The 19,304-nt window shown below is 60.9% G+C and carries 19 protein-coding genes and 1 tRNA gene; 11 read left to right on the top strand and 9 right to left on the bottom strand.

Translation table 11 applies throughout. The features are described from left to right. Positions 1-55 precede the first annotated feature (55 nt). The 3 genes from dnaQ (at position 56) to R8871_RS15020 (ending at position 3,310) form a co-directional block, all read left to right on the top strand. Complete coding sequence (gene dnaQ / locus R8871_RS15030; RefSeq protein ID WP_175051153.1) at positions 56-796, top strand: DNA polymerase III subunit epsilon; 741 nt, start codon at positions 56-58, stop codon at positions 794-796. A gap of 48 nt (positions 797-844) precedes the next feature. After that, a tRNA-Val gene (locus tag R8871_RS15025) sits at positions 845-919 on the top strand. A 513-nt stretch (positions 920-1,432) separates the two neighbouring features. After that, positions 1,433-3,310: an ABC transporter ATP-binding protein gene (locus R8871_RS15020; RefSeq protein WP_175051152.1), complete on the top strand. Its 1,878-nt coding sequence runs from the start codon at positions 1,433-1,435 to the stop codon at positions 3,308-3,310. Positions 3,311-3,391: 81 nt separating this feature from the next. Here the strand turns inward: R8871_RS15020 and R8871_RS15015 are convergent, their stop codons facing one another. The 3 genes from R8871_RS15015 to R8871_RS15005 all read right to left on the bottom strand — a co-directional run bounded on the left by R8871_RS15015 (position 3,392) and on the right by R8871_RS15005 (position 6,191). Continuing rightward, entirely contained in the window at positions 3,392-3,856 is a 465-nt protein-coding gene (locus R8871_RS15015; protein WP_175051151.1) for a DUF2214 family protein, read from the bottom strand. A 158-nt stretch (positions 3,857-4,014) separates the two neighbouring features. Then, complete coding sequence (locus R8871_RS15010; RefSeq protein WP_175051150.1) at positions 4,015-4,869, bottom strand: hypothetical protein; 855 nt, start codon at positions 4,867-4,869, stop codon at positions 4,015-4,017. A gap of 257 nt (positions 4,870-5,126) precedes the next feature. After that, the gene (locus tag R8871_RS15005) at positions 5,127-6,191 is read right to left on the bottom strand and encodes a glycosyltransferase family 4 protein (RefSeq protein WP_175051149.1); all 1,065 of its coding nucleotides are present in this window, start codon (positions 6,189-6,191) and stop codon (positions 5,127-5,129) included. Between the two features lie 692 nt (positions 6,192-6,883). Between R8871_RS15005 and R8871_RS15000 the strand changes: the two genes are divergently transcribed. Then, a complete protein-coding gene (locus R8871_RS15000) occupies positions 6,884-8,719 on the top strand; it encodes an ABC transporter ATP-binding protein (RefSeq protein ID WP_175051148.1) in 1,836 nt (611 codons plus the stop codon). Positions 8,720-8,834: 115 nt separating this feature from the next. Here R8871_RS15000 and otsA read toward each other — a convergent pair whose 3' ends face one another. Together otsA and otsB are read right to left on the bottom strand one after the other, a co-directional pair. Beyond that, positions 8,835-10,295: an alpha,alpha-trehalose-phosphate synthase (UDP-forming) gene (gene otsA / locus R8871_RS14995; protein ID WP_175051147.1), complete on the bottom strand. Its 1,461-nt coding sequence runs from the start codon at positions 10,293-10,295 to the stop codon at positions 8,835-8,837. A gap of 67 nt (positions 10,296-10,362) precedes the next feature. Beyond that, entirely contained in the window at positions 10,363-11,112 is a 750-nt protein-coding gene (otsB, locus tag R8871_RS14990; protein WP_175051146.1) for a trehalose-phosphatase, read from the bottom strand. A 429-nt stretch (positions 11,113-11,541) separates the two neighbouring features. Between otsB and R8871_RS14985 the strand changes: the two genes are divergently transcribed. The 3 genes from R8871_RS14985 to R8871_RS14975 are packed head-to-tail and all read left to right on the top strand — an operon-like array spanning position 11,542 to position 13,542. After that, the gene (locus R8871_RS14985; protein WP_407673159.1) at positions 11,542-12,156 is read left to right on the top strand and encodes an SCO family protein; all 615 of its coding nucleotides are present in this window, start codon (positions 11,542-11,544) and stop codon (positions 12,154-12,156) included. Between the two features lie 18 nt (positions 12,157-12,174). Further along, positions 12,175-12,636, top strand: a complete 462-nt coding sequence (locus tag R8871_RS14980) for a copper chaperone PCu(A)C (protein ID WP_175051144.1) — start codon at positions 12,175-12,177, stop codon at positions 12,634-12,636. Between the two features lie 9 nt (positions 12,637-12,645). Beyond that, the gene (locus R8871_RS14975) at positions 12,646-13,542 is read left to right on the top strand and encodes a cytochrome c oxidase assembly protein (RefSeq protein WP_175051143.1); all 897 of its coding nucleotides are present in this window, start codon (positions 12,646-12,648) and stop codon (positions 13,540-13,542) included. Between the two features lie 78 nt (positions 13,543-13,620). Here R8871_RS14975 and R8871_RS14970 read toward each other — a convergent pair whose 3' ends face one another. The 4 genes from R8871_RS14970 to R8871_RS14955 form a co-directional block, all read right to left on the bottom strand. After that, on the bottom strand, positions 13,621-14,115 hold the full coding sequence (locus R8871_RS14970) for a GNAT family N-acetyltransferase (RefSeq protein WP_175051142.1): 495 nt from the start codon (positions 14,113-14,115) through the stop codon (positions 13,621-13,623). A gap of 220 nt (positions 14,116-14,335) precedes the next feature. Next, a complete protein-coding gene (locus R8871_RS14965) occupies positions 14,336-15,094 on the bottom strand; it encodes a TraB/GumN family protein (RefSeq protein ID WP_175051141.1) in 759 nt (252 codons plus the stop codon). Between the two features lie 47 nt (positions 15,095-15,141). Then, positions 15,142-15,546: a hypothetical protein gene (locus R8871_RS14960; RefSeq protein WP_175051140.1), complete on the bottom strand. Its 405-nt coding sequence runs from the start codon at positions 15,544-15,546 to the stop codon at positions 15,142-15,144. A gap of 100 nt (positions 15,547-15,646) precedes the next feature. Next, on the bottom strand, positions 15,647-16,381 hold the full coding sequence (locus R8871_RS14955; RefSeq protein ID WP_175051139.1) for a hypothetical protein: 735 nt from the start codon (positions 16,379-16,381) through the stop codon (positions 15,647-15,649). Positions 16,382-16,509: 128 nt separating this feature from the next. Here R8871_RS14955 and R8871_RS38445 point away from each other — a divergent pair, with 128 nt between their 5' ends. From R8871_RS38445 to R8871_RS14940, 4 genes are all read left to right on the top strand, one after another. Beyond that, positions 16,510-16,872 carry a hypothetical protein gene (locus tag R8871_RS38445; protein ID WP_246287577.1) on the top strand — a complete coding sequence of 121 codons (363 nt, stop codon included), beginning with the start codon at positions 16,510-16,512 and terminating at the stop codon, positions 16,870-16,872. Then, positions 16,790-17,665, top strand: coding sequence for a hypothetical protein (locus tag R8871_RS14950; protein ID WP_246287576.1), 876 nt, complete (start codon positions 16,790-16,792; stop codon positions 17,663-17,665). Before R8871_RS38445 ends, R8871_RS14950 begins: the two co-directional genes overlap by 83 nt. A 434-nt stretch (positions 17,666-18,099) precedes the next feature. Further along, the gene (locus R8871_RS14945; protein ID WP_175051137.1) at positions 18,100-18,684 is read left to right on the top strand and encodes a ComF family protein; all 585 of its coding nucleotides are present in this window, start codon (positions 18,100-18,102) and stop codon (positions 18,682-18,684) included. A 32-nt stretch (positions 18,685-18,716) separates the two neighbouring features. Further along, positions 18,717-19,250: a hypothetical protein gene (locus R8871_RS14940; protein WP_246287575.1), complete on the top strand. Its 534-nt coding sequence runs from the start codon at positions 18,717-18,719 to the stop codon at positions 19,248-19,250. The last annotated feature ends 54 nt before the right edge of the window (positions 19,251-19,304 follow it).

Here is a 19,304-nt window from a genome sequence, read left to right as displayed (position 1 = left end):
ACCCGCGCGCGCGCCCTTATTTTTTGCTGATTTTTCTAGAGCAGGCTAATCCGACATGCGTCAACTCATCCTCGACACCGAAACCACCGGCCTGAATGCGCGAACCGGCGACCGGATCCTTGAACTCGGTTGCGTCGAAATGGTGAACCGCCGGCTCACGGGCAACAACCTGCATTTCTATATCAACCCGGAACGCGAAAGCGATCCGGGCGCTTTGGCAGTCCACGGGCTGACCACCGAGTTTCTGAGCGACAAGCCGAAGTTCGCCGAGATTGCCGATCAGATTCGCGACTTCATTCAGGACGCGGAACTCATCATTCACAACGCGCCGTTCGACATCGGCTTTCTCGATGCCGAATTTGCGTTGCTGGGTTTGCCGCCGGTGAAAACCTACTGTGGCGAGATCATCGATACGCTCGCGCGCGCCAAGCAGATGTTCCCGGGCAAGCGCAATTCGCTCGACGCGCTGTGCGACCGCTTCGGCATCAGCAACGCACATCGCACCTTGCACGGCGCACTGCTCGACTCGGAACTGCTTGCCGAGGTTTATCTGGCGATGACGCGCGGCCAGGAAAGCCTCGTTATCGACATGCTCGGCGATTCGCACGGCGGCGGCGATGCGAGCACACCGCGCATCGCGATCGATTCGCTGAATCTGGTTGTGATCGCCGCGAGTGACGACGAAGTCGCCGAACATCAGGCCGTACTCGACGGTCTCGACAAAGCGGTCAAAGGCACGAGTGTGTGGCGACTTGAACCGGCTCCGGCCGCGGCCGCGGATGAGCAAACCGCTTAAAAAGTACTAGACGAGTCGAAAAATCCCTGACATAATTCGGCTCTCTTCGGGTGGTTAGCTCAGCGGTAGAGCACTGCCTTCACACGGCAGGGGTCACAGGTTCAATCCCTGTACCACCCACCAGATTCGCTGGTTCCCGAAGAACCACAAGAGAAAGCCCTTAGACGAAAGTCGAGGGCTTTTTTGTTTTTGCTTCCGCTTAACTCTGTTTGCTTCCAGACACGCGCACGCTTCATTGATCACGTGTGCGCCCGTTGATACGCATCTGCGCCCGCTCTGCTTCGAAGTCAACACCGAACTTTCGTACGATTGCGGCGGCCAAATACTGCTGATATAGTCAGTTCTCGGGCACTCGCCCCGTCCATTCCTTCACTTCATTCGACTACAGGGAGGCGTCACATGTTCGCAGTGCATATCGCTCTCCCTGGGATGGCCTCACGACCATTCTCGCGACCTTAAGTTTGTCGCGTTGTCGCTCACGCGGTTCCGCCTGACCAGGCGTCCCGCGCAAATTCCAGACAGTCCGTAGTCTCATTGCCGGCATTGCTGTCAACACAGCGCGGCTCGCTTGACTGTCTCTTCCTTTCGCTTCTGACTGGAACCTCGGTGCGCTCGCGCGCCACCGGGTCGTGGCAAATGACTAGAAAAAAACTCGACTTTCGTGGACAAGCCTTCAAGGACGTCCTCGGTTTCACCTTCCGTCACTGGGCCAAACAGCCTTGGCGCATCTTCGTCATTGCGGCGCTGGTGCTGCTCTCGGCATTGGCCGACGTACTCACGCCGATGTTCGCCGGGCGGCTTGTCGACGCAATCGCATCCGGCTCTGCCAGCGATGCCGTCGCGTGGCACGCGGCGATCACGGCCTTCTGTGTGCTAGGCGCGCTCGGGCTCGGCGCTGAGCTGCTTCGTCAGGGCGTGTTCTTCAACCTCATCAGGCTGACGCTCAAGATGATGAGCGAGATCGCCGGCAACGCTTTTCATCGCGTGCAACGCTTTTCGACGGACTGGCACGCCAACAGCTTCGCCGGATCCACGGTGCGCAAGATCACGCGCGGCATGTGGGCGCTCGACCTGCTCAACGACACATTGCTGGTCGCGCTGCTGCCGTCGCTGGTCATGCTGGTCGGCGCGACGGTGCTGCTCGGCTGGCGCTGGCCGATGATGGGCGCGGTCGTCGGTATTGGTTCGGTGCTCTATATCGCGGTGACCGTGGCGCTGTCGCTCGGCTTCGTTGCGCCCGCCGCGCGCCTCGCTAACGCTTGGGACACGCGCATGGGCGGCGCCCTTGCCGACGCAGTCAGCTGCAACGGCGTAGTGAAAGCGTTCGGCGCCGAAGAGCGCGAAGAAGCCCTGCTCGAGCGCGTGATCGTCAAGTGGCGTCATCGCACGCGCCGCACGTGGATTCGCGGCACGATCAACGGCGGCGTGCAGGGCAGCATGCTGGTGGCGATTCAGGCCGCCATTCTCGGCGTCGCGTTGCTGTTGTGGGCGCGCGGCGAAGCGAGCGTCGGCGACATCACGTTCGCGCTGACGATGTTCTTCATGTTGCAAGGCTATCTGCGCGACGTGGGCATGCACATCCGCAACCTGCAGCGTTCGGTCAACGACATGGAAGAACTGGTGTCGCTCGAGAGCCAGCCGCTGGGTATCGAAGATCGCCCCGGCGCAGGTCCGATCGCGATCGGCAAAGGCGAAATTCGCTTCGAGCACGTCACCTTCCACTACGGTGCGAAAGCTACGCCGCTTTACGACAACTTCTCCGTGCGCATCGCGCCGGGAGAACGCGTCGGACTGGTCGGGCATTCGGGTTCGGGGAAGACGACTTTCATCAAGCTGATCCAGCGGCTCTACGACATTTCGGAAGGCCGGATCACGATCGACGGTCAGGATATCGCCCGTGTGCGGCAGGCGTCGTTGCGCAGCCAGATCGCGATCGTTCAGCAGGAGCCGGTGCTGTTTCACCGCTCGCTGGCGGAGAACATCGCCTATGCACGGCCCGACGCGAGCCGTGCCGAGATCGAACGCGCCGCGAAGCTCGCGAGTGCGCACGGCTTTATCTCCGCGCTGCCGCAAGGCTACGACACGCTGGTGGGCGAACGCGGTATCAAGCTCTCGGGTGGCGAACGTCAGCGCGTCGCGATCGCGCGGGCGTTTCTCGCGGACGCGCCGATCCTGATTCTGGACGAAGCGACCTCGAGCCTCGACAGCGAAAGCGAAGTGCTGATCCAGCAGGCCATGGAACGGCTGATGATGGGCCGCACGACGCTGGTGGTGGCGCACCGTCTCTCCACCGTGCGAGCGCTGGACCGACTGCTGGTGCTGGACAAGGGCAAGGTCATCGAGGAAGGCAGTCACGAGGCGTTGATCAGACTCGACAACGGCTTGTACAGGCGCTTGTTCGAACGTCAGGCACTGGAGTTGATCAAGGGCCTGGGCGATTCGGAGGTCACGCCCAAGACCCATGCCGCGAAGGCGAATCGACTCGATGATTCGGACTTGCTAGTCGAGAAGTAAATCGCGGAGAAGTGTGTGGGACGTCCTGCAGAAGCCACCGTAACAGGCGTTTTCTGCAGGCGTTCGCCCCGTTACGCAGGCCTATACCACGCCCGCAGGCAGCCCGACGCCACGCGCCATGCCGGTCGCCGCGAACACCATCAACACCAGCAGCACGGTCTGGATCACACTGAAACGCGCATAAGTACGCGCCTTTCGCAAATCAGGCGTAGCGCCTTTTCTAATGCTGGCGCGCCAGCGAATCAGGCCGAGCATCGTCGGGACTTCGAGGATGAGTATCAGCACGAGCAGCGTCATCTTCAGGTGAAAGAGCGGCTCATGCAGGTAGTAGTCGGCGCCCTTTTCGAAACCGCCGAAGGCGCGCATCAGACCGGTGACGATCAGCACCAAAGCCGAAAGCCCCCAGCGCGAGTCGGAGCGGAATACGGATCGCAGCGCAGCAGGCACGCTGGCTCGCCGCAATGACCACGTGCGCCGGAGAATCGACGCAAGGGCGAAGCCATAAGCAAGTAGATGAAGGGCGGCAAGCAACCAGCGAACCAGCATAGCGACTCCTGCAAACGACGCAATACGATCGATGTATCTCTCACTCGCCCACTGAAACGCCGGGCGGCACTTTTTCTTACATGTCTTATTATCGACTACCGCACTTTACGACGTCTGCTTCGCCCTTGCGTTGTAGCTGACTGAACAAAGCGTTAGTTTCAGACTTGCCGCAACGATGTGTCGAGCGCTCGCGCGGCGACCCGATCACCCTCGGTAGTCAGCGCGGCGCGGAACACGGTTTGCCGGTTGTGGCCCGCCGCAGCCGGCGAATCCCACAGCAGTTCGATTTTCGGACGTCGGCCGAAGCCGCCGCGCACCAGCGCAGGCGCGCCGACCGAACCGAGCGGCGCCGCAGCGCCACCCGCCTCGCCGGCAACACCGAACGCCACCGCGGGAGCAGGCGCCGACGGCGCGCTCATGCCAGGAGCGGCCGCCCAGCGCACAGACAATTCGCGGGCATCATACTGCCCCACCTTGCGACGCTCGGCCCAGACGACCACCGTGCGTGTGGCCGGATCGAGCGCGACCGCATAGCGGCCGATCGCAAAGCGTCGCGCGGCGATATTGGTTCGCCACAACGCGCGCGGCCGGCAAATCCACACCACCGCCGCGTACAACGCCGGTGCCGCCAACAGCCAGCCGTTGGTGGCCGCTACCGCCTGCGCGGCGCGCCGCCAACCGGCGCTCGCAGCAAATGCGCCGACCGACCAGACAGCAAACAGGAATCCGAGGAAAGCAAACAGACGCACCGCCTGCCGCAACCATTGCGGCAGCGGATGCAACGGACGTTCGGCCACGGCGCGGGCGCCGGGCAGGAAGATCAGCAGGAACAGGAACACCAGGTTGATGCACGCCCACGGCGAGGACACCATCGCCGACAACGACGCGCCCAGGTCCATCTGCGCCATCGAAAAAAGCCAGCGAGTGAGGAGCACGAGACCGATGGCGCGCAGCGCGAAAATCATTCCGGCGCCGGGCGCCGCGTTCGCACGCGTCTCTTTCGTTCTCGCCAAAGCATCCTCCTGTCGTCGACGGCGCCGCAGCCAGATTTGCGGCACGGCCATTATAGGGATATTACCGAGACAGGCTCATGCTTGCCGGTCCCAAAACCGTACTTTCTGCCGCATACGCGCAAAATCGCGGCGCGCATGCAACAACGCCCCGCAGGCGAGATGCGCGCGGGGCGTTGCTGGGGCAGCCGGACCATCGATCGCGGTGCGCCCGAAAGCGCGCGCCGCCCAGCCGGCCTGGCTGCTTTTACGTACCGTACTTAGCTGGCGTTGACTTCGCGCAGCACCGTGCGATGCTTCTGACGCAGCAGCTCTTCGTAGGTGGCAACGTAGTTCTTCGCCATAACCTTTGACGAGAAGCGCGACTCGAACGCGGCACGCACCTTGGCGCGCGGCAGCGTGTGCAGACGCTTCACTGCGGCAACCGCACTGATTTCGTCTTCCACGACGAAACCCGACACGCCGTTTTCGATCACTTCCGGCACCGAACCGCGATTGAACGCGATCACCGGCGTACCGCAAGCCATGGCTTCGATCATCACCAGGCCAAACGGCTCCGGCCAGTCGATCGGGAACACCAGTGCATGCGCGTTGCCGAGGAACTCACGCTTTTCGGCTTCGCCGATTTCGCCGATGTATTCGACGTGCGGGAGCGCCATCAGCGGCTTGATCACTTCTTCGTAATAGGCACGGTCGGCCTTGTCGATCTTGGCGGCGACCTTGAGCTTCATGCCTGCCTGGCCGGCGATGCGGATCGCGCGGTCGAGACCCTTCTCCGGCGAGACGCGGCCGAGGAATGCGAGGTAGCCCGGCTCGACGTCCTTGATCGGCGTGAGCACGTTTTCCGGCAGGCCGTGATAAACGGTTTGCAGCCAGTTCGCCTGTTGCAGCGGGATGCGCTGGTTGTCCGAAATCGACACCACCGGCACGTCGTTGAACGTGTTGAAGATCGGCTGCAGTTCCGGCAGATCGAGACGGCCGTGCAGCGTGGTCAGGAACGGCACCGGCTGGCGGGCGAACAGCGAGAACGGGTAGTAATCGATGTGGAAATGCAGCACGTCGAATTCGTCCGCGCGGCGGCGCACTTCTTCGAGCAGCAGCATGTGCGGCGCCATCACGTCGCGGATGGTCGGGTCGAGGCGCAGCGCCTGCGGCCAGAACGCTTCGAGCTTCGCCGAGGTTTGCGAATCGCCGCTTGCGAAAAGCGTGACGTCATGGCCCTGCTCAACCAGCGCTTCGGTCAGGTAGGACACCACGCGTTCCGTCCCGCCGTAAAGCTTGGGAGGAACCGCCTCGTGCAAGGGAGCGATTTGAGCGATTCGCATAATGAAGAACTCCTCGTAAAAAATCAGGCAAAAATACTGCGTTTGGTAAAAGCGACTCGCTTGCTCGCCAGGGCAGTCTGGCCGGATATGCCGGCGCGGGCCTGATTCTTTCGAGAAATCCTGCGATGGATCGCTTGGGTAGTGAGCCCAGATCAGCAGTTCGCTGTCTGCACATGTGCCGGTAAACGCACACATGACACCTACGTTGACAAACTGTCAGATATTTCGGTGGGCTAGCAGAGCATGCATTATCAATGCCGGGGATCTCGCTGCACCACAACATTTCAAAGTCTTTACGTTGTTACAAAGGCGAAACACTTTACAAACCCTTGTTTTATAAGACAGTTCTACAGTAGCAACTGGCTTGCAACGCTGACCCGAAGACGGCAGCTGTAAGCTCCTGTGTCAACCTTGCCGGCAGGCATTGAAGAAATGCCGCACCGCAGTTGAATGCAGTTTGTAATTATATCCCGAAATATTCCGCAACCTGCGTGAACCACCGCCCGATCGGCGGGTCGAGCAACAGTAGGTCGCGGTCGTCTATCGCGAAATCAGTCGCGCCATCGCCCGGATACACAGGGCGCAATCGCTTTTGCATGTTTACAATGCGAAGCATCGGCTTCGCGGCGAACGCTTTTGCTGTGGCCCATGCCTTGCATGCACAACCTGAAACACACCGACCTCACGATCAATTGGAACACTTAACCATCGCCCAGCGTAACGCCCAGAACGCAAAGCTTGCGAGCTATGCGCACAGGCCGCTTGCGTTTCTTTTCCGCTTTATTCGCCGCCATCCGCTCGCGCATGCGATCGTCCTGTGCAGCGTGTTCGCGGCCGTGGGCTGTGCGCTCGCTTCGCAATACGCGATCAAGCATCTGATCGATGTGCTCGGCGAAGGCCGGCATCATCCCGGTCCGCTGTGGGGTGCGTTCGCCATCCTGGTTGGCCTGATTGCCGCCGACAACCTGCTGTGGCGGGTCGGCGGATGGGTGGCCGCACATACCTTCGTGGCCGTGACCGGCGATCTGCGACGCGACCTCTTCCAGTATCTAAGCGGCCACTCGCCGACTTACTACTCGGAGAAACAGCCGGGCATGCTGGCGAGCCGCATCACGGCAACGTCGAACGCGGTCTACACCGCCGAGAACACCACCGCCTGGAACGTGCTGCCGCCGTGTATCGCCGTGCTCGGCGCAATCGTCATGATCACCGCCGTGAATCCGCTGATGGCCGGCGGCCTGATGCTCTGCTCGGCCATTCTGTCGGTCGTGCTTTACAAGCTTGCCGGGCGTGGCTCGGCGCGGCATCACCATTTCGCCACGAAAGCGGCGTCGGTGGACGGTGAGCTGGTCGACGTGATCAGCAACATGGGCCTCGTGCGCGCCTTCGGCATGACGTTTCGCGAGCAGCAACGTTTCGGCGCGACCGTCAAAGCGGAAATGGAAGCGCGCCAGCAGAGCCTGCTGTATCTGGAAAAGCTGCGCCTGCTACACGCGGTGATCACCGCGCTGCTCTCGGCAGGCTTGCTGGGTTGGGCGCTGTGGCTGTGGGATCAAGGCAAGGCGACCTCCGGCGACATCGTGCTGGTCAGCTCGCTCGGCTTCACGATTCTGCACGGCACGCGTGATCTGGCCGTGGCGCTGGTCGACGTCACCCAGCACGTCGCGCGGCTCGCGGAAGCCGTTCGCACCCTGCTCGAGCCGCACGGCATGCCGGACCGCGACGGCGCAACCGAACTCGTGCCGCAAGGCGGCCGGGTCGATTTCGAAGCCGTGACGTTCGCCTACCCGCGCCGCCGGCCGATTCTCGATCATTTCGACCTGCATATCGAGCCGGGCCAGCGGGTCGGCCTGATCGGCAAGTCGGGCGCGGGCAAATCCACCGTGCTGGCGCTGCTGCAGCGCTTCTACGAGACGCAGGGCGGCGCCATCAAGATCGACGGCCAGGACATCGCCGCGATCACCCAGGACAGCCTGCGCCACGCCATCGCGCTGGTGCCGCAGGATATTTCCCTGTTCCATCGCACGGTGTACGAAAACATCGCCTACGGCCGCCCTGAGGCAACCCGGGAAGAAGTGGTCGCCGCCGCGCGCGAAGCCCGCTGCAGCGATTTCATCGAAGCCATGCCGGAAGGCTTCGACACGATCGTCGGCGACCGCGGCGTCAAGCTCTCCGGCGGACAGCGCCAGCGCATCGCGATTGCGCGCGCGATCCTGAAGAACGCGCCGATCCTGCTGCTCGACGAAGCCACCTCGGCGCTCGACAGCGCATCGGAAGAAGCAATTCAGAAGGCACTCGACCGGCTGATGGTGGGCCGCACGGTCATCGCGATCGCACACCGCTTGTCGACGCTGAACAACTTCGACCGGATCATCGTGATGAGCGCCGGCAAGGTCATCGACGACGGCACGCCGGAAGAATTGCGCCAGCGGCCGGGCCTTTATCGCGATCTGCTCTCGAAGCAGTACGGCAAGGGCACCACGCTGCATGTCGGCGGCAAGAAGGTGGACGAACAGCACGTGGTCTAGCCGACGCACCACCCCTTCCACTGCTTCAGCAATACCCGCAGCAACAAACATAAAAGCCGCTCGAGAGCGGCTTTTATGTTTTCAAGAGGCAGTTCTAATCGGGCCCGAAAACCACCTATCCGACCGTGGTTTCGCGCGCCGTCTTCTTGCCCGATCCGGCTCGCACCTTCACGGTTCTGGTGCTCTTCGCACCATCGACGCGCTGAAGATCGCGCATGAAGTTATCGCGCCACACCGACACGTTGTTCTCGCGCAGCTGCACCATCATGTCGCGATGACGCGCCTGACGCTCCACGAGCGGCATTTCCAGCGCTTTCGCCAACGCCTCGGCCATACCGTCGATATCGACCGGATTCACGATCAGCGCGCCGTCCAGTTCCTGCGCGGCGCCGGCAAAGCGTGATAGCACGAGCACGCCTGGATTCTCCGGATCCTGCGCCGACACATACTCCTTGGCGACGAGATTCATGCCGTCGCGCAAGGGCGTGACGTAGCCGACATGCGCCGTGCGAAACAACGCGGCCAGCACCGAGCGCTCGTACTGCTTATGAATGTAGAGAATCGGCGTCCAGTCCAGTTCGGCAAAACGTCCGTTGATACGGCCCGACTCCCCTTCGAGTTGCAGGCGGATGTCCTGATACGCATGCATGTCGGCACGCGTCGGCGGTGCGATTTGCAGGAACGACACCTGGTTGCGTTGCGCGGTGAAATGTTCCAGCAAGCGCTCGAACGCGCGGAAACGTTCGACCAGCCCCTTCGAATAATCGAGGCGGTCCACACTCATGATCAGCTTGCGCGAATGCAGCGCAGTCTTCATGGTGCGAACCGGCTTGCCGCGCTCGCCCGCCTTCGCGAGCTCGGCGATTTCGTCCGGATAGACGCCGATCGGATAAGCCGCCGCGCGCAAGGTGCGGCCGAACGCATGGACGCTCAGCGGTCCGCTGGCGGACACGTCGACGGTGCCGTTCGCTTCATTGACGATGTAGTCGCAGAACGCCCGCAAATCCGGTGCGGTCTGGAAGCCGAGCAGATCGAACGAACAGAGCGCTTCGACCAGTTCGCGATGCGGCGGCACTGCCAGCAATACCTGCGACGCCGGAAACGGAATATGCAGAAAGAAGCCGATGCGATTCTTCACGCCGGCCGCGCGCAACGCCTGGGCGAACGGAATCAGATGATAGTCGTGGACCCAGATCACGTCGTCCTCGCGCAACAGCGGGACGAGTTGCTGAGCGAGCCACGCGTTGACGCGGCAATAGCCTTCGAAGTCGTGCCGGTCGTACTGCAGCAGGTCGGCGCGATAATGGAACGCGGGCCACAGCGTGGCGTTCGAGAAACCGCGGTAGTACTGGTCGTAGTCGCGGCGCATCAGCGCGATGGTCGCGAAGGTCACCGGGCCGCGCTCTTCCACCTTGATCTGCGGCTGGCCCGAACTCAGCACATCGCCGCTCCAGCCGAACCACATGCCGCCGGTTTCCTTCAGCGCGTCGTACACGCCGACCGCCAGGCCGCCGGCCGCCGGGCCGCCCTCAGAGATCGGTGCGACCCGGTTCGAAACGATGATCAGTCGGCTCATGAAGCGCGATTCCCGATGCAATAAATCATGGTCGTTAGGGGATGGGGCGCAGCCGGCGACGTCACGATCACGCTCCGCGCGCAGCCGCGACAATCGATTCCAGCCAGTCGAGCAGCGCCGCGACCGATTCGATGCGCGCATGCGCCATCGTGTCGCCCGCGCCCACCTTGATCGACAGGCCGCCGCGCTCGTTGACGACGGCAAAGCCTTTCTCGTCGGTCAGGTCGTCGCCGGCAAACACCGGCGTGCGGCCCACGAATGGCGGCTCTTCCAGAAACGCGCGCATCGCACGGCCCTTGTCGACGTCCTTCGGCTTGATTTCGTAGACCATCTTGCCCGGCTGCAGCACATACGAGCCGGGATAATCGGCCACCAGCCGCTCGGTCGCTTCACGCGCCACCGGTTCGCGGTCGGGCGCGTTGCGGTAGTGCAGCGCGAGCGCCGCCCCTTTGATCTCGAGCAGCATGCCGGGATGTTCGTTGACGACCTGCGCAAGCACCTGCTCCATACGCAACAGGCGTTCGTCGTGAAAACCGATGCGCTGCGTGTCGCCGTTCGCGTCGCGCCGCTCGGCGCCATGCAACCCGGCGATCGGCAGATCCGGCATGCCGAGAAAACTGTCGATGCTGTCGATGCCGCGGCCCGACACAATCGCGACCGCGCCATTCGTGAGATTGCGCAACTCGGTCAGCAGCTCGATCACGCGAGGTTGCACCAGCACGCCGTCCGGCGTGGGCGCGAGTTCGACGAGCGTGCCGTCGAAGTCGAAGAAAAATGCCGTCTCACCAGGAGACAGAACAGCCGGAAGTGCTTGCATCGGTTAATTTTGCCTTTCAGCCTTCTGCGGCTGGAAAAGTGTGCGCATCTTACCGCGCATCCGTCAATTTTTCGAGAAAGTAAGCCAGGACACAAGCCTGGCCGGGCAGCGCAGCCGACGCCGCTCACGATTGCGTTCAAAAAGAGAACAATCGGGCTTCAGCGAGCTTTCAGCCGCCTGCGTCAAATTGCCTCGCAAACCGCGCGCCCGCGGGCGCTGCGCGACGTCATCGAAGATTTTGCGATACAGTCGCTGCCACGCAGACCATTGCAGCGACGCCCCTATTTGCACACCATGACGGGCCGCGCGCCTGGCACGAACCAACCGAGTCCGTTCGCGGGCAGCGCCACGCGCCGCTCTTCAATCGAGTCATTGAACCCTGCTTTGTTCCCCATCCTCTCGTCCCGCCACCAACAGTCGAATCGCTCAATGCCGCGCCAGCCGTGGCCCAGGCGCCTGGTCGCGCTGACCGTCATGGTCGGCGCGCTCGGTGCGCTAACCGGCTGCACGCATCCCACCGAACCGTTCCAGTTGACCAACGTGACCGGCCACTTGCCAGATCTCGACTTCACGCTAACTGGCGACGACGGCCGCGCCGTAACTGGTGATTCGTTTAAAGGCCGCACGTCGCTCGTCTACTTTGGTTATACGCATTGCCCGGACGTCTGCCCAGAAACGATGGGCCGCCTGATGCAGGTGCTCGGCAAACTCGGCCCGGACGCGCAAAAAGTCCGCATCCTGTTCATCACCGTCGATCCGGCGCGCGACACGCCCAAAGCGCTGCATGACTACGTCGGCGCTTTCGACTCGCAGCACGCCGAGGGCCTGACCGGCACCGACTGGCAGATCGAGTCGCTCGCCAAGCGCTACCGGGTTGCCTATCAGATGGAAAAGCGCGACCCCAACGGCAACTACGAAGTCACCCATAGCTCCGCCGTCTACGTGTTCGACCCGCAAGGCCACGCGCGCCTGCTCGCCACCGATCACGATACGCCCGATGCGATCGCACAAGACCTGCGCCGCATCGTTGATGACCGTTCCTGACCTTTCCCGAGTTCACCCATGTCGATCAAGATCAAAACGCTCGCCGCACTGAGCTGCACGCTCGCCCTCTCATTCGGTTTCGCATCGGCCGCGCATGCCGCCGGCGCGAATGCAATCAGCGTCAAGGACGCGTGGGTGCGCTGGTTGCCGAACAACCTCCCCGCTGCCGGCTACGTGACGCTGGTGAATGCGAGCGACAAGCCGGTCGACCTAGTCGATATTTCCAGCAACGACTACGGCGACGCGATGTTGCATCAAACGGTGTCGAACGGCTCGACGCAAAAGATGGTGATGGTCGACAAGCTGACGGTGCCCGCGCACGGCCAGGTGGCAATTGCGCCGGGCGGCTATCACGTGATGCTCGAAGACGCGAAGCATAAGGTCGCACCAGGCGACACCGTGCATCTGACGCTGAAGTTCTCCGACGGCGAAACGCTCGATACGCCGTTCGCCGTCAAGTCGCCCGCCCAGACCAAGTAACGTCCCGCGATGAACCTGCTCTACTGGCTCGACCCCTGGGAGTTTTCACCGACCGTCGTCATCGCCTTGCTCGTGCCGGCGATTCTTTTCGTGCGCGGTGCACACAAGGCGAAAGTGTCGATTCCCCGGCGCATTTCCTTCTGGTTTGGGCTGGTCGCGTTGTATGTCGCGCTGCATACGCGGCTCGATTATTTCTTCGAGCATGAGTTCTTCATGCATCGCGCGCAGCATCTGGTGCTGCATCACCTCGGGCCGTTCTTTATCGCCCTCTCCTATCCGGGCGCTGCGTTGCGCGCGGGCATTCCGTTCAGCTGGCGGCAGCGTTTCGTGCGGCCGGCGCTGGAGACGCCGGTGGTACGCAAGCTGCTCGACGTGGTGATGCATCCGGTGGTCGCCGTCACGTTGTTCGTCGGCTTGATCTACTTCTGGCTGATGTCGCCCATTCATTTCGTGGCGATGCTCGACTGGCGGCTTTATCGCGTGATGAACTGGAGCATGGTGATCGACGGGCTGCTGTTCTGGTGGCTCGTGCTCGATCCGCGTCCTGCGCCGCCGGCGCGTTTGTCGCCCGGCAAACGCGTACTGGTGGTGATTGCTGCGATTCCGCCGCAAATCATGCTTGGCGCGTTTATCTTCTTTACGCCGCGTGAGCTGTATCCGATCTACTCGATTTGCGGGCGCGCCTTCACGTGGCTGAGCCCGATGCGCGATCAGCAAATCGGCGGGCTGTTGCTATGGATTCCGGGCTCGATGATGAGCGTGATCGGTGCGCTGCTGGCGTTGCGTCACTGGATGCGCTTGTCGGCACGCGGGCGTCTGCGCGGCGAGCGACGTGCAAAGGCGACTCAAGGTGTGACACAAGGTGTGACGCAGCCCGCGTCAGTACCTGCAAGCGGCCAGCGCTAAGTATTTCGAATCGATTGCAGTCGCAGCGTTTACAGCCGGTCGGCGCGTGAGCGCCGAGTCCGGTTGCGCTCCGGTTTTTTAGGCCGAACGCATCCACACGTGCGGGATGCCGTCCTCTTCGTGAATCTCCGACACCGGCGTAAAGCCGAACGCGCCATAGAAGCCTTGCAGGTGCGCCTGCGCATGCAAACGGATCGGCGTACCGGGCCACTGCGCCCGGATATGCGCGAGCGAGCGTTCGAGCATCGCGTTGCCGACGCCGATGCCGCGGAATTCCGCCGTGGTCAGCACGCGGCCGATGCGGATGTCGGTGTCGTCAGCATCCGGCAACAGCACGCGCAAATAGCCCGCGAGCGGCGGCTTCTTTTCGCCGGGGCCAAAAGCAAACAGGTGCCAGGCATCTGAATCGAGCCCGTCGATATCGCCATACAAGCAGTTCTGCTCGATGACGAACACCGCGCTGCGGGCTGCCAGCATCGCGTAGACTTCCGCGGCCGTGAGGTCTTCGAACGATTTCCAGCGCCATTCGAGTTGCGCCAGTCGCGCGGCGGCGGTTTGTTGCGGTTCGGTCATGGAAAGGCTTCAAAAAGAGATGCGCCTGGAGGGGCGGCGGCAATGCGAAATTATGCCGCGCGTGGCGATCTTAGGCTATGCCGCGCCGATCCTGGCGAATGCGGGGTCGGCTCACACGCATGGCGCATTCAGCCGCCATGCGCCCAATCGCACCACCGTTACGCCAGGCATTCAGGGCGCGCGGTCGATTGAGTCGATGCGTCCACCAGCCTTAATCCTGCTAGGCGCTTGCAAAAACCGGCTCGACGGGCCGTGCGAGACAGTCGATCAGGTTACCGGGCCCGCACAGATGCAGCGCGCCTACTACGACCAAGGTGCGCTCCGGCCGCCCGAGCAGTTCAGTCACCCGCGCCGCCCACGCGCGATTGCGTGCATCGAGAATGGCGTGGCGGATGCCGGGCAGATTGAACATCGGCGACTCGACAGCGATCTGGTGCACCGCCTCCAGATCGCCATGCAACCACGCGGCGTGCATCCGCTCGAGCGTGCGCTGCGGTTCGTTGAGATCGGACATCAGCATGCCGAGCGCGGTGCCAACTGCTTCAAGCGAAATCGATTCAAGCGACGCCGCCACGTCCTGCGCGGTCTCGAGATACTGGTACGGCTTGGCTTGCGTGAGCGCCGAGCGCAGCATGCGCGGCTCGACACCTTCGACGACCTGTTGAAACAGCGTCGGCGCGACGATCAGCGCGGCCCACGGACGTAGCTCGACGAGCGGCGCCAACGGGCCCTCCACGGGCCACACAGCCTGGAGCTGATTCCAGGCATCGGCGGAGAGCAAAGGCCGCAGCTGATCGGCACCGCCCTGCGGGGGAGCCTTGAGAAACGGCAGGATCGTCGGCGGATCGGATTCGAAGACCAGCGATTCGGCCCAGTCATACGCTTCAGCGATCCATGGCGGCGTTCTGCGACTCGTCGCCGGAAACAGATGCATCGAGCCAAGCAGACGAACGTTGGTGCCGGTGAGTTGTAGGTACATGCAGCCTCGTGTAGACGGGCAATTGCGCAAAACGGCAATCGGGCAATTCAATCAGCGGCGCGCAGCGCGGCGGCGCGGCTCGTGGTCCCTCGCCACGCGGTCCGCACCGTGAACGCGACGAACAGCAGGAAAGCAATCTGCGAAACGTACAGGTCCATGCGGATCGGATGATGCAGCGCGAACCATGAATTGTGCACCACGTCCGTCACGATGACAGCGACACAGAGGATCAGCCCTGCTCTCGGGCTCAACAGCAATAGCAGAACCGTTAGCGGATCGATGAAGAGCAACGACGTCCAGTAGATTTGTGTCAGCGGCGGTGCGCCGCCGTAGTCCCATGAGAGCCCGTGGACCAAAGCCACTTGCAGATGCGTCCAGGTGGCGCCGCACAGACACAGCGCGTAAATCAGGCGCAAATAAAACGAGCGACGTTCGGGGTTTGAGATACCCATTTTTGATCCGTTTTGCATTCAGGAAGGATTAAAAAAGCCCCGGCATTCGGGGCTTTTTCTCTTACGCAGCAAGAGTGGACAATTTAATCACACGCTCGAATCATTCCGTGCCTCTTTTGAACGACTCCAGTTCACCTGTATAGCGCTCGTTTCGCACACCATTACTACCGTAATATTCTTCCACTACCTTTACCCAGCGGCCAATCTCAGGCACATACCAGAACGCTTTATAAGTACGCCCGGTCACCTGAACGGGGCCTGTTTTCTGTGCGTGAGTGATCATGGCGGTGTCGCCTTGCTGCGTCTGCACGGCTTGGGTGACAGTCTGAGTGGGCTCGAGTTGCGCGACCCAGTCACCTTCCGCTTCGACTTTAATCGCCTGAAATTTTCCCGCCGGCACCTCAACAGTTTCAGTATCCACCACCCGATACTGGCTGCTCCACTTTTGCGAAGCGAACGTCTTGTTCGGATGCTGTTCCGTATATTCGAGGTTCCAGGTTTTGCCCGGCGATAGCGGGAAAACGAACGGCCGATTGACGACCACCTCCGCCCCATTCACGTTGCGCTCGCGGCTCCAGTCGGCGCCGGCTATGACCTCGTTCGGCACCTGGGTCGAGCCCGCCTGCTTCGAGGTGTAGTAGATGTGGGAAGGGGTTGCGCGCAGAACCGTCACTTCGTCGTGCGTCTGGCGCCAGATGGAAGGCGTTTTCTCAAAGGTGTTGACGTAGGTCCACGAATCCCCGCCTTTAATGTCGGGAGGCGGTGCCGATTGCGCGATCGCCAGCATTGGCAACCCAATGGTAAACAGCACAGCAGCGGTTATGTTTTTTTTCATTGGTCGTATGTTCTATTAACAGCGGGTTTGCCCTGCCCCGTGCATTCGCGATCTGGAAACATCTAGAATCATTGCATCGTATCTCTAACGATGTTTCCAAATAGGCGAAGCAGCATGAGATACTTTACATGATCGGCATCGAACTGCCAGCGATCAATGCTTTATTCGGGGCTTTAGAAAACCAACAGAATAAAATCGAAAGACAAAAAATCATAAATGAAAGAAAACAAAAAGCGATTGGTAAATCGGCATTTCATGCTGGCCACGGGCACCGCATTTATTTTGTCTGCGATTTTGTCAGCGTGCGGCGGCGGCTCGTCAGGCAGTTCGGGATCGACAGCCAGTACTTCGAGTCTGAGCGACACACAAAAGAGCTACGAAAGTGTCGCGCTCGCGGCAAACGGCGGCATGCATTATCTGAGCGGCAGCCTGTCGGTCAGCGCATCGTCGACGGGCACGCTGACGGTCAGCCCGAGCAGTGTCTTCTATAGCGACGACTCGAGCATTGCACAAAGCGCCGCGGCCGGGGCGCAGCCGCTGACCGTCACGTACACGTCTGTGTCGTCCGCGCTGAAGGTTCCGGCAATCACGGTGGCACGCTTACTCGTCAATGGCGCCGTCTATAGCTCCGCGTCTCCGCCGCAAGTTCGGATCAGCTACCCGGGCGCGAATGTCCAGGAAGACTATCTGGCCTCAGACGGCAAAACGGTGACCCGCACATTACTTGGCACCAGCTACAGCGTCGTGCCGCTATCGGGTCTGATTTCCGCCTCACCTGCCGAACTCTTTGCGAATAACGCCGTTGGTCTTCTCACGAACACGCTCAACGGGCAATCGCTGTACAACCAGCAGGCCAGTTGGCAGAGGGGCGCCGCCTACGTCAAGGTCGTGCGGCACACAGTCGGCGACGAGGCCTTCACATACGACTGCGCTGCACCCGCCACGACGGGGAGCAATCCGACACCGTGCTCCGCCACGATCTCGACGCTTGAAAACTTCTTTCCGTACGCAAGCACGACCGACGGGAAAACCTATCAGATCAGCGATGGCCAGATCGTAACGTTGGCCGGCATGCGCGCATGGGTAGCCAATACGGCACTCGGCGCGGCAACCACCGATTACCGGGTCTACTACCAGAACAACGGCGGAATCTACGCAGGCTACGTGATCAAGGACGGCACGACATTGCAGCTCGCGCCGCTTGCCGGCGGAACGCCGCAAGACAACTACTACTTTCTGAACAGCGCGGCGCTTCAATCGATCAAGTCGGCGATTGTTTTTTGAGTGAGTGACGAGCGAGCAGGCGCAATTGTCTGCTCGCTGCGCCAAAGGTCGGGATGACTGAGAGCGACGATATGTGCTGGAACGAGTAGCCTCACACTGAAGCGCCCGCCCTGAATTGATATCTGCGACAACGCCGCCGAAAAAAGAAAAGCCCCGACAAGTCGGGGCTTTTCTTTACATCAACTACTGGAGGCGCGAGCCGGAGTCGAACCGGCCTAAACGGCTTTGCAGGCCGCTGTACTCATATATAAATCAACTACATATCACGCTTAACCACACACGATAACCACTCAGCCCTTACATATTATCTTTCCGTTTGTGGCAATATTACTGCTAGCAGCGATTGCCTTAGGGCATAACTGCCGACTGCGAGAGGGTCGATAAGTGTCGCGGATGCATGCGCGACATCCACAAATAAAGAACAAGGAAAAACGATGAACGTCAATGTTAGGGCTATCGCGGGTAACTGGGACGCAGGCTTTGCGCTCGACAAGCACATGGCGCACAGCGAGTATATTGGTGACGACGAGCACGGACACGCGCGATTCAACAACACGCGCACCGAAATTGGCCAAGCTCTGTATGAACTAAAGTACAACGGGCACGACTTCAGCAAAGTGGAGCCCCTTGCCGAAGAGTTGGTCCGGCACATTGTGCCTTTGCTGCCCCAGATCGGATTGGTGATACCAATGCCAGCCTCAAACCCCCGCGCACGTCAGCCTGTCACTGAAATAGCCCAAGCAGTCGGACGAATCATCGGGCAGCCCGTCTTTGAGAATATGCTCAGCAAAACCGCCAACGGTCAGCAACTCAAGGATCTGAATACGAAAGCGGAAAAGCAGGCGGCCTTACAAGGCAGCTTTAGCCTTCATGAGTCGATTACGAATGATGGGCGTTGGAACGCGCTGATCATCGACGACCTGTACCACACCGGGGCGTCCCTCGAAGCGGCGTGCGCTACCCTTCGGGGATATCGTAAAATCGACAAGATCTTTGTTGCGGCCGTTACATGGAGATAGATATCGTGACTACCGTTTTCATAGCTGGATCGATGAATATCAAACACCTTGATTTGAAGGTAAAAGAGCGCATCGACAAGATCATCGAGTCCGACCTCAAGGTTGTCGTCGGCGACGCAGACGGGGCCGACGCGTCCATCCAGACGTACCTCGCGGACCATTGTGCAAAGTATGCAACGGTGTACTGCAGCGGGCCGACGCCGCGAAATAACATCGGCGATTGGCAAGTCTGTACCATCGAAGCGAAACACGCGAAGGGCACCCGCGCATTTTTCACCGCCAAAGATATAGCGATGGCACACGTCGCCGACTTCGGGCTGATGATCTGGGACGCCAAGAGCACGGGGACGTTAAGCAACGTCATCGAGTTACTCAAACAGAAAAAGAAATCTGTCGTGTTCGTCAACAAGGAAAAGAGTTTTGTAAACGTTGGTGACGTGGATCAGCTGCAAGAGCTGGTGTCCCATATGTCGGAACACGCCCAGGTCAAGGCCGACGAGAAGATCGGCCTACACGCCAAGATAAACGAGTTGAAGCATGAGCAAAGCAACTTGTTCGCCCATTAATTCAGGGCTGTGGAGTCAATGAAAAAAGAGCCCGCCTAAGCGGGCTCTTTGCAT

It is taken from the genome of Paraburkholderia sediminicola (assembly GCF_902859805.1).
Taxonomy (GTDB): domain Bacteria; phylum Pseudomonadota; class Gammaproteobacteria; order Burkholderiales; family Burkholderiaceae; genus Paraburkholderia; species Paraburkholderia sediminicola.
Note: the sequence above shows the minus strand (reverse complement) of the source record. Positions and strands in the feature narration are given on the sequence as shown.

Excerpts from the sequence above, each read along its gene's own strand:
- R8871_RS15015 (WP_175051151.1), bottom strand. The coding sequence starts at position 3,856 with ATGCTGGTTCGCTGGTTGCTTGCCGCCCTTCATCTACTTGCTTATGGC.
- R8871_RS15005 (WP_175051149.1), bottom strand. The coding sequence starts at position 6,191 with ATGCGAATCGCTCAAATCGCTCCCTTGCACGAGGCGGTTCCTCCCAAG.
- otsA (WP_175051147.1), bottom strand. The coding sequence starts at position 10,295 with ATGAGCCGACTGATCATCGTTTCGAACCGGGTCGCACCGATCTCTGAG.
- R8871_RS14950 (WP_246287576.1), top strand. The coding sequence starts at position 16,790 with ATGCATTATCTGAGCGGCAGCCTGTCGGTCAGCGCATCGTCGACGGGC.
- R8871_RS14955 (WP_175051139.1), bottom strand. The coding sequence starts at position 16,381 with ATGAAAAAAAACATAACCGCTGCTGTGCTGTTTACCATTGGGTTGCCA.
- R8871_RS14965 (WP_175051141.1), bottom strand. The coding sequence starts at position 15,094 with ATGTACCTACAACTCACCGGCACCAACGTTCGTCTGCTTGGCTCGATG.
- otsB (WP_175051146.1), bottom strand. The coding sequence starts at position 11,112 with ATGCAAGCACTTCCGGCTGTTCTGTCTCCTGGTGAGACGGCATTTTTC.
- R8871_RS14985 (WP_407673159.1), top strand. The coding sequence starts at position 11,542 with ATGCCGCGCCAGCCGTGGCCCAGGCGCCTGGTCGCGCTGACCGTCATG.
- R8871_RS14970 (WP_175051142.1), bottom strand. The coding sequence starts at position 14,115 with ATGACCGAACCGCAACAAACCGCCGCCGCGCGACTGGCGCAACTCGAA.
- R8871_RS15020 (WP_175051152.1), top strand. The coding sequence starts at position 1,433 with ATGACTAGAAAAAAACTCGACTTTCGTGGACAAGCCTTCAAGGACGTC.
- R8871_RS14945 (WP_175051137.1), top strand. The coding sequence starts at position 18,100 with ATGAACGTCAATGTTAGGGCTATCGCGGGTAACTGGGACGCAGGCTTT.
- R8871_RS14980 (WP_175051144.1), top strand. The coding sequence starts at position 12,175 with ATGTCGATCAAGATCAAAACGCTCGCCGCACTGAGCTGCACGCTCGCC.
- R8871_RS38445 (WP_246287577.1), top strand. The coding sequence starts at position 16,510 with ATGATCGGCATCGAACTGCCAGCGATCAATGCTTTATTCGGGGCTTTA.
- R8871_RS14975 (WP_175051143.1), top strand. The coding sequence starts at position 12,646 with ATGAACCTGCTCTACTGGCTCGACCCCTGGGAGTTTTCACCGACCGTC.
- R8871_RS14940 (WP_246287575.1), top strand. The coding sequence starts at position 18,717 with ATGAATATCAAACACCTTGATTTGAAGGTAAAAGAGCGCATCGACAAG.
- R8871_RS14960 (WP_175051140.1), bottom strand. The coding sequence starts at position 15,546 with ATGGGTATCTCAAACCCCGAACGTCGCTCGTTTTATTTGCGCCTGATT.
- dnaQ (WP_175051153.1), top strand. The coding sequence starts at position 56 with ATGCGTCAACTCATCCTCGACACCGAAACCACCGGCCTGAATGCGCGA.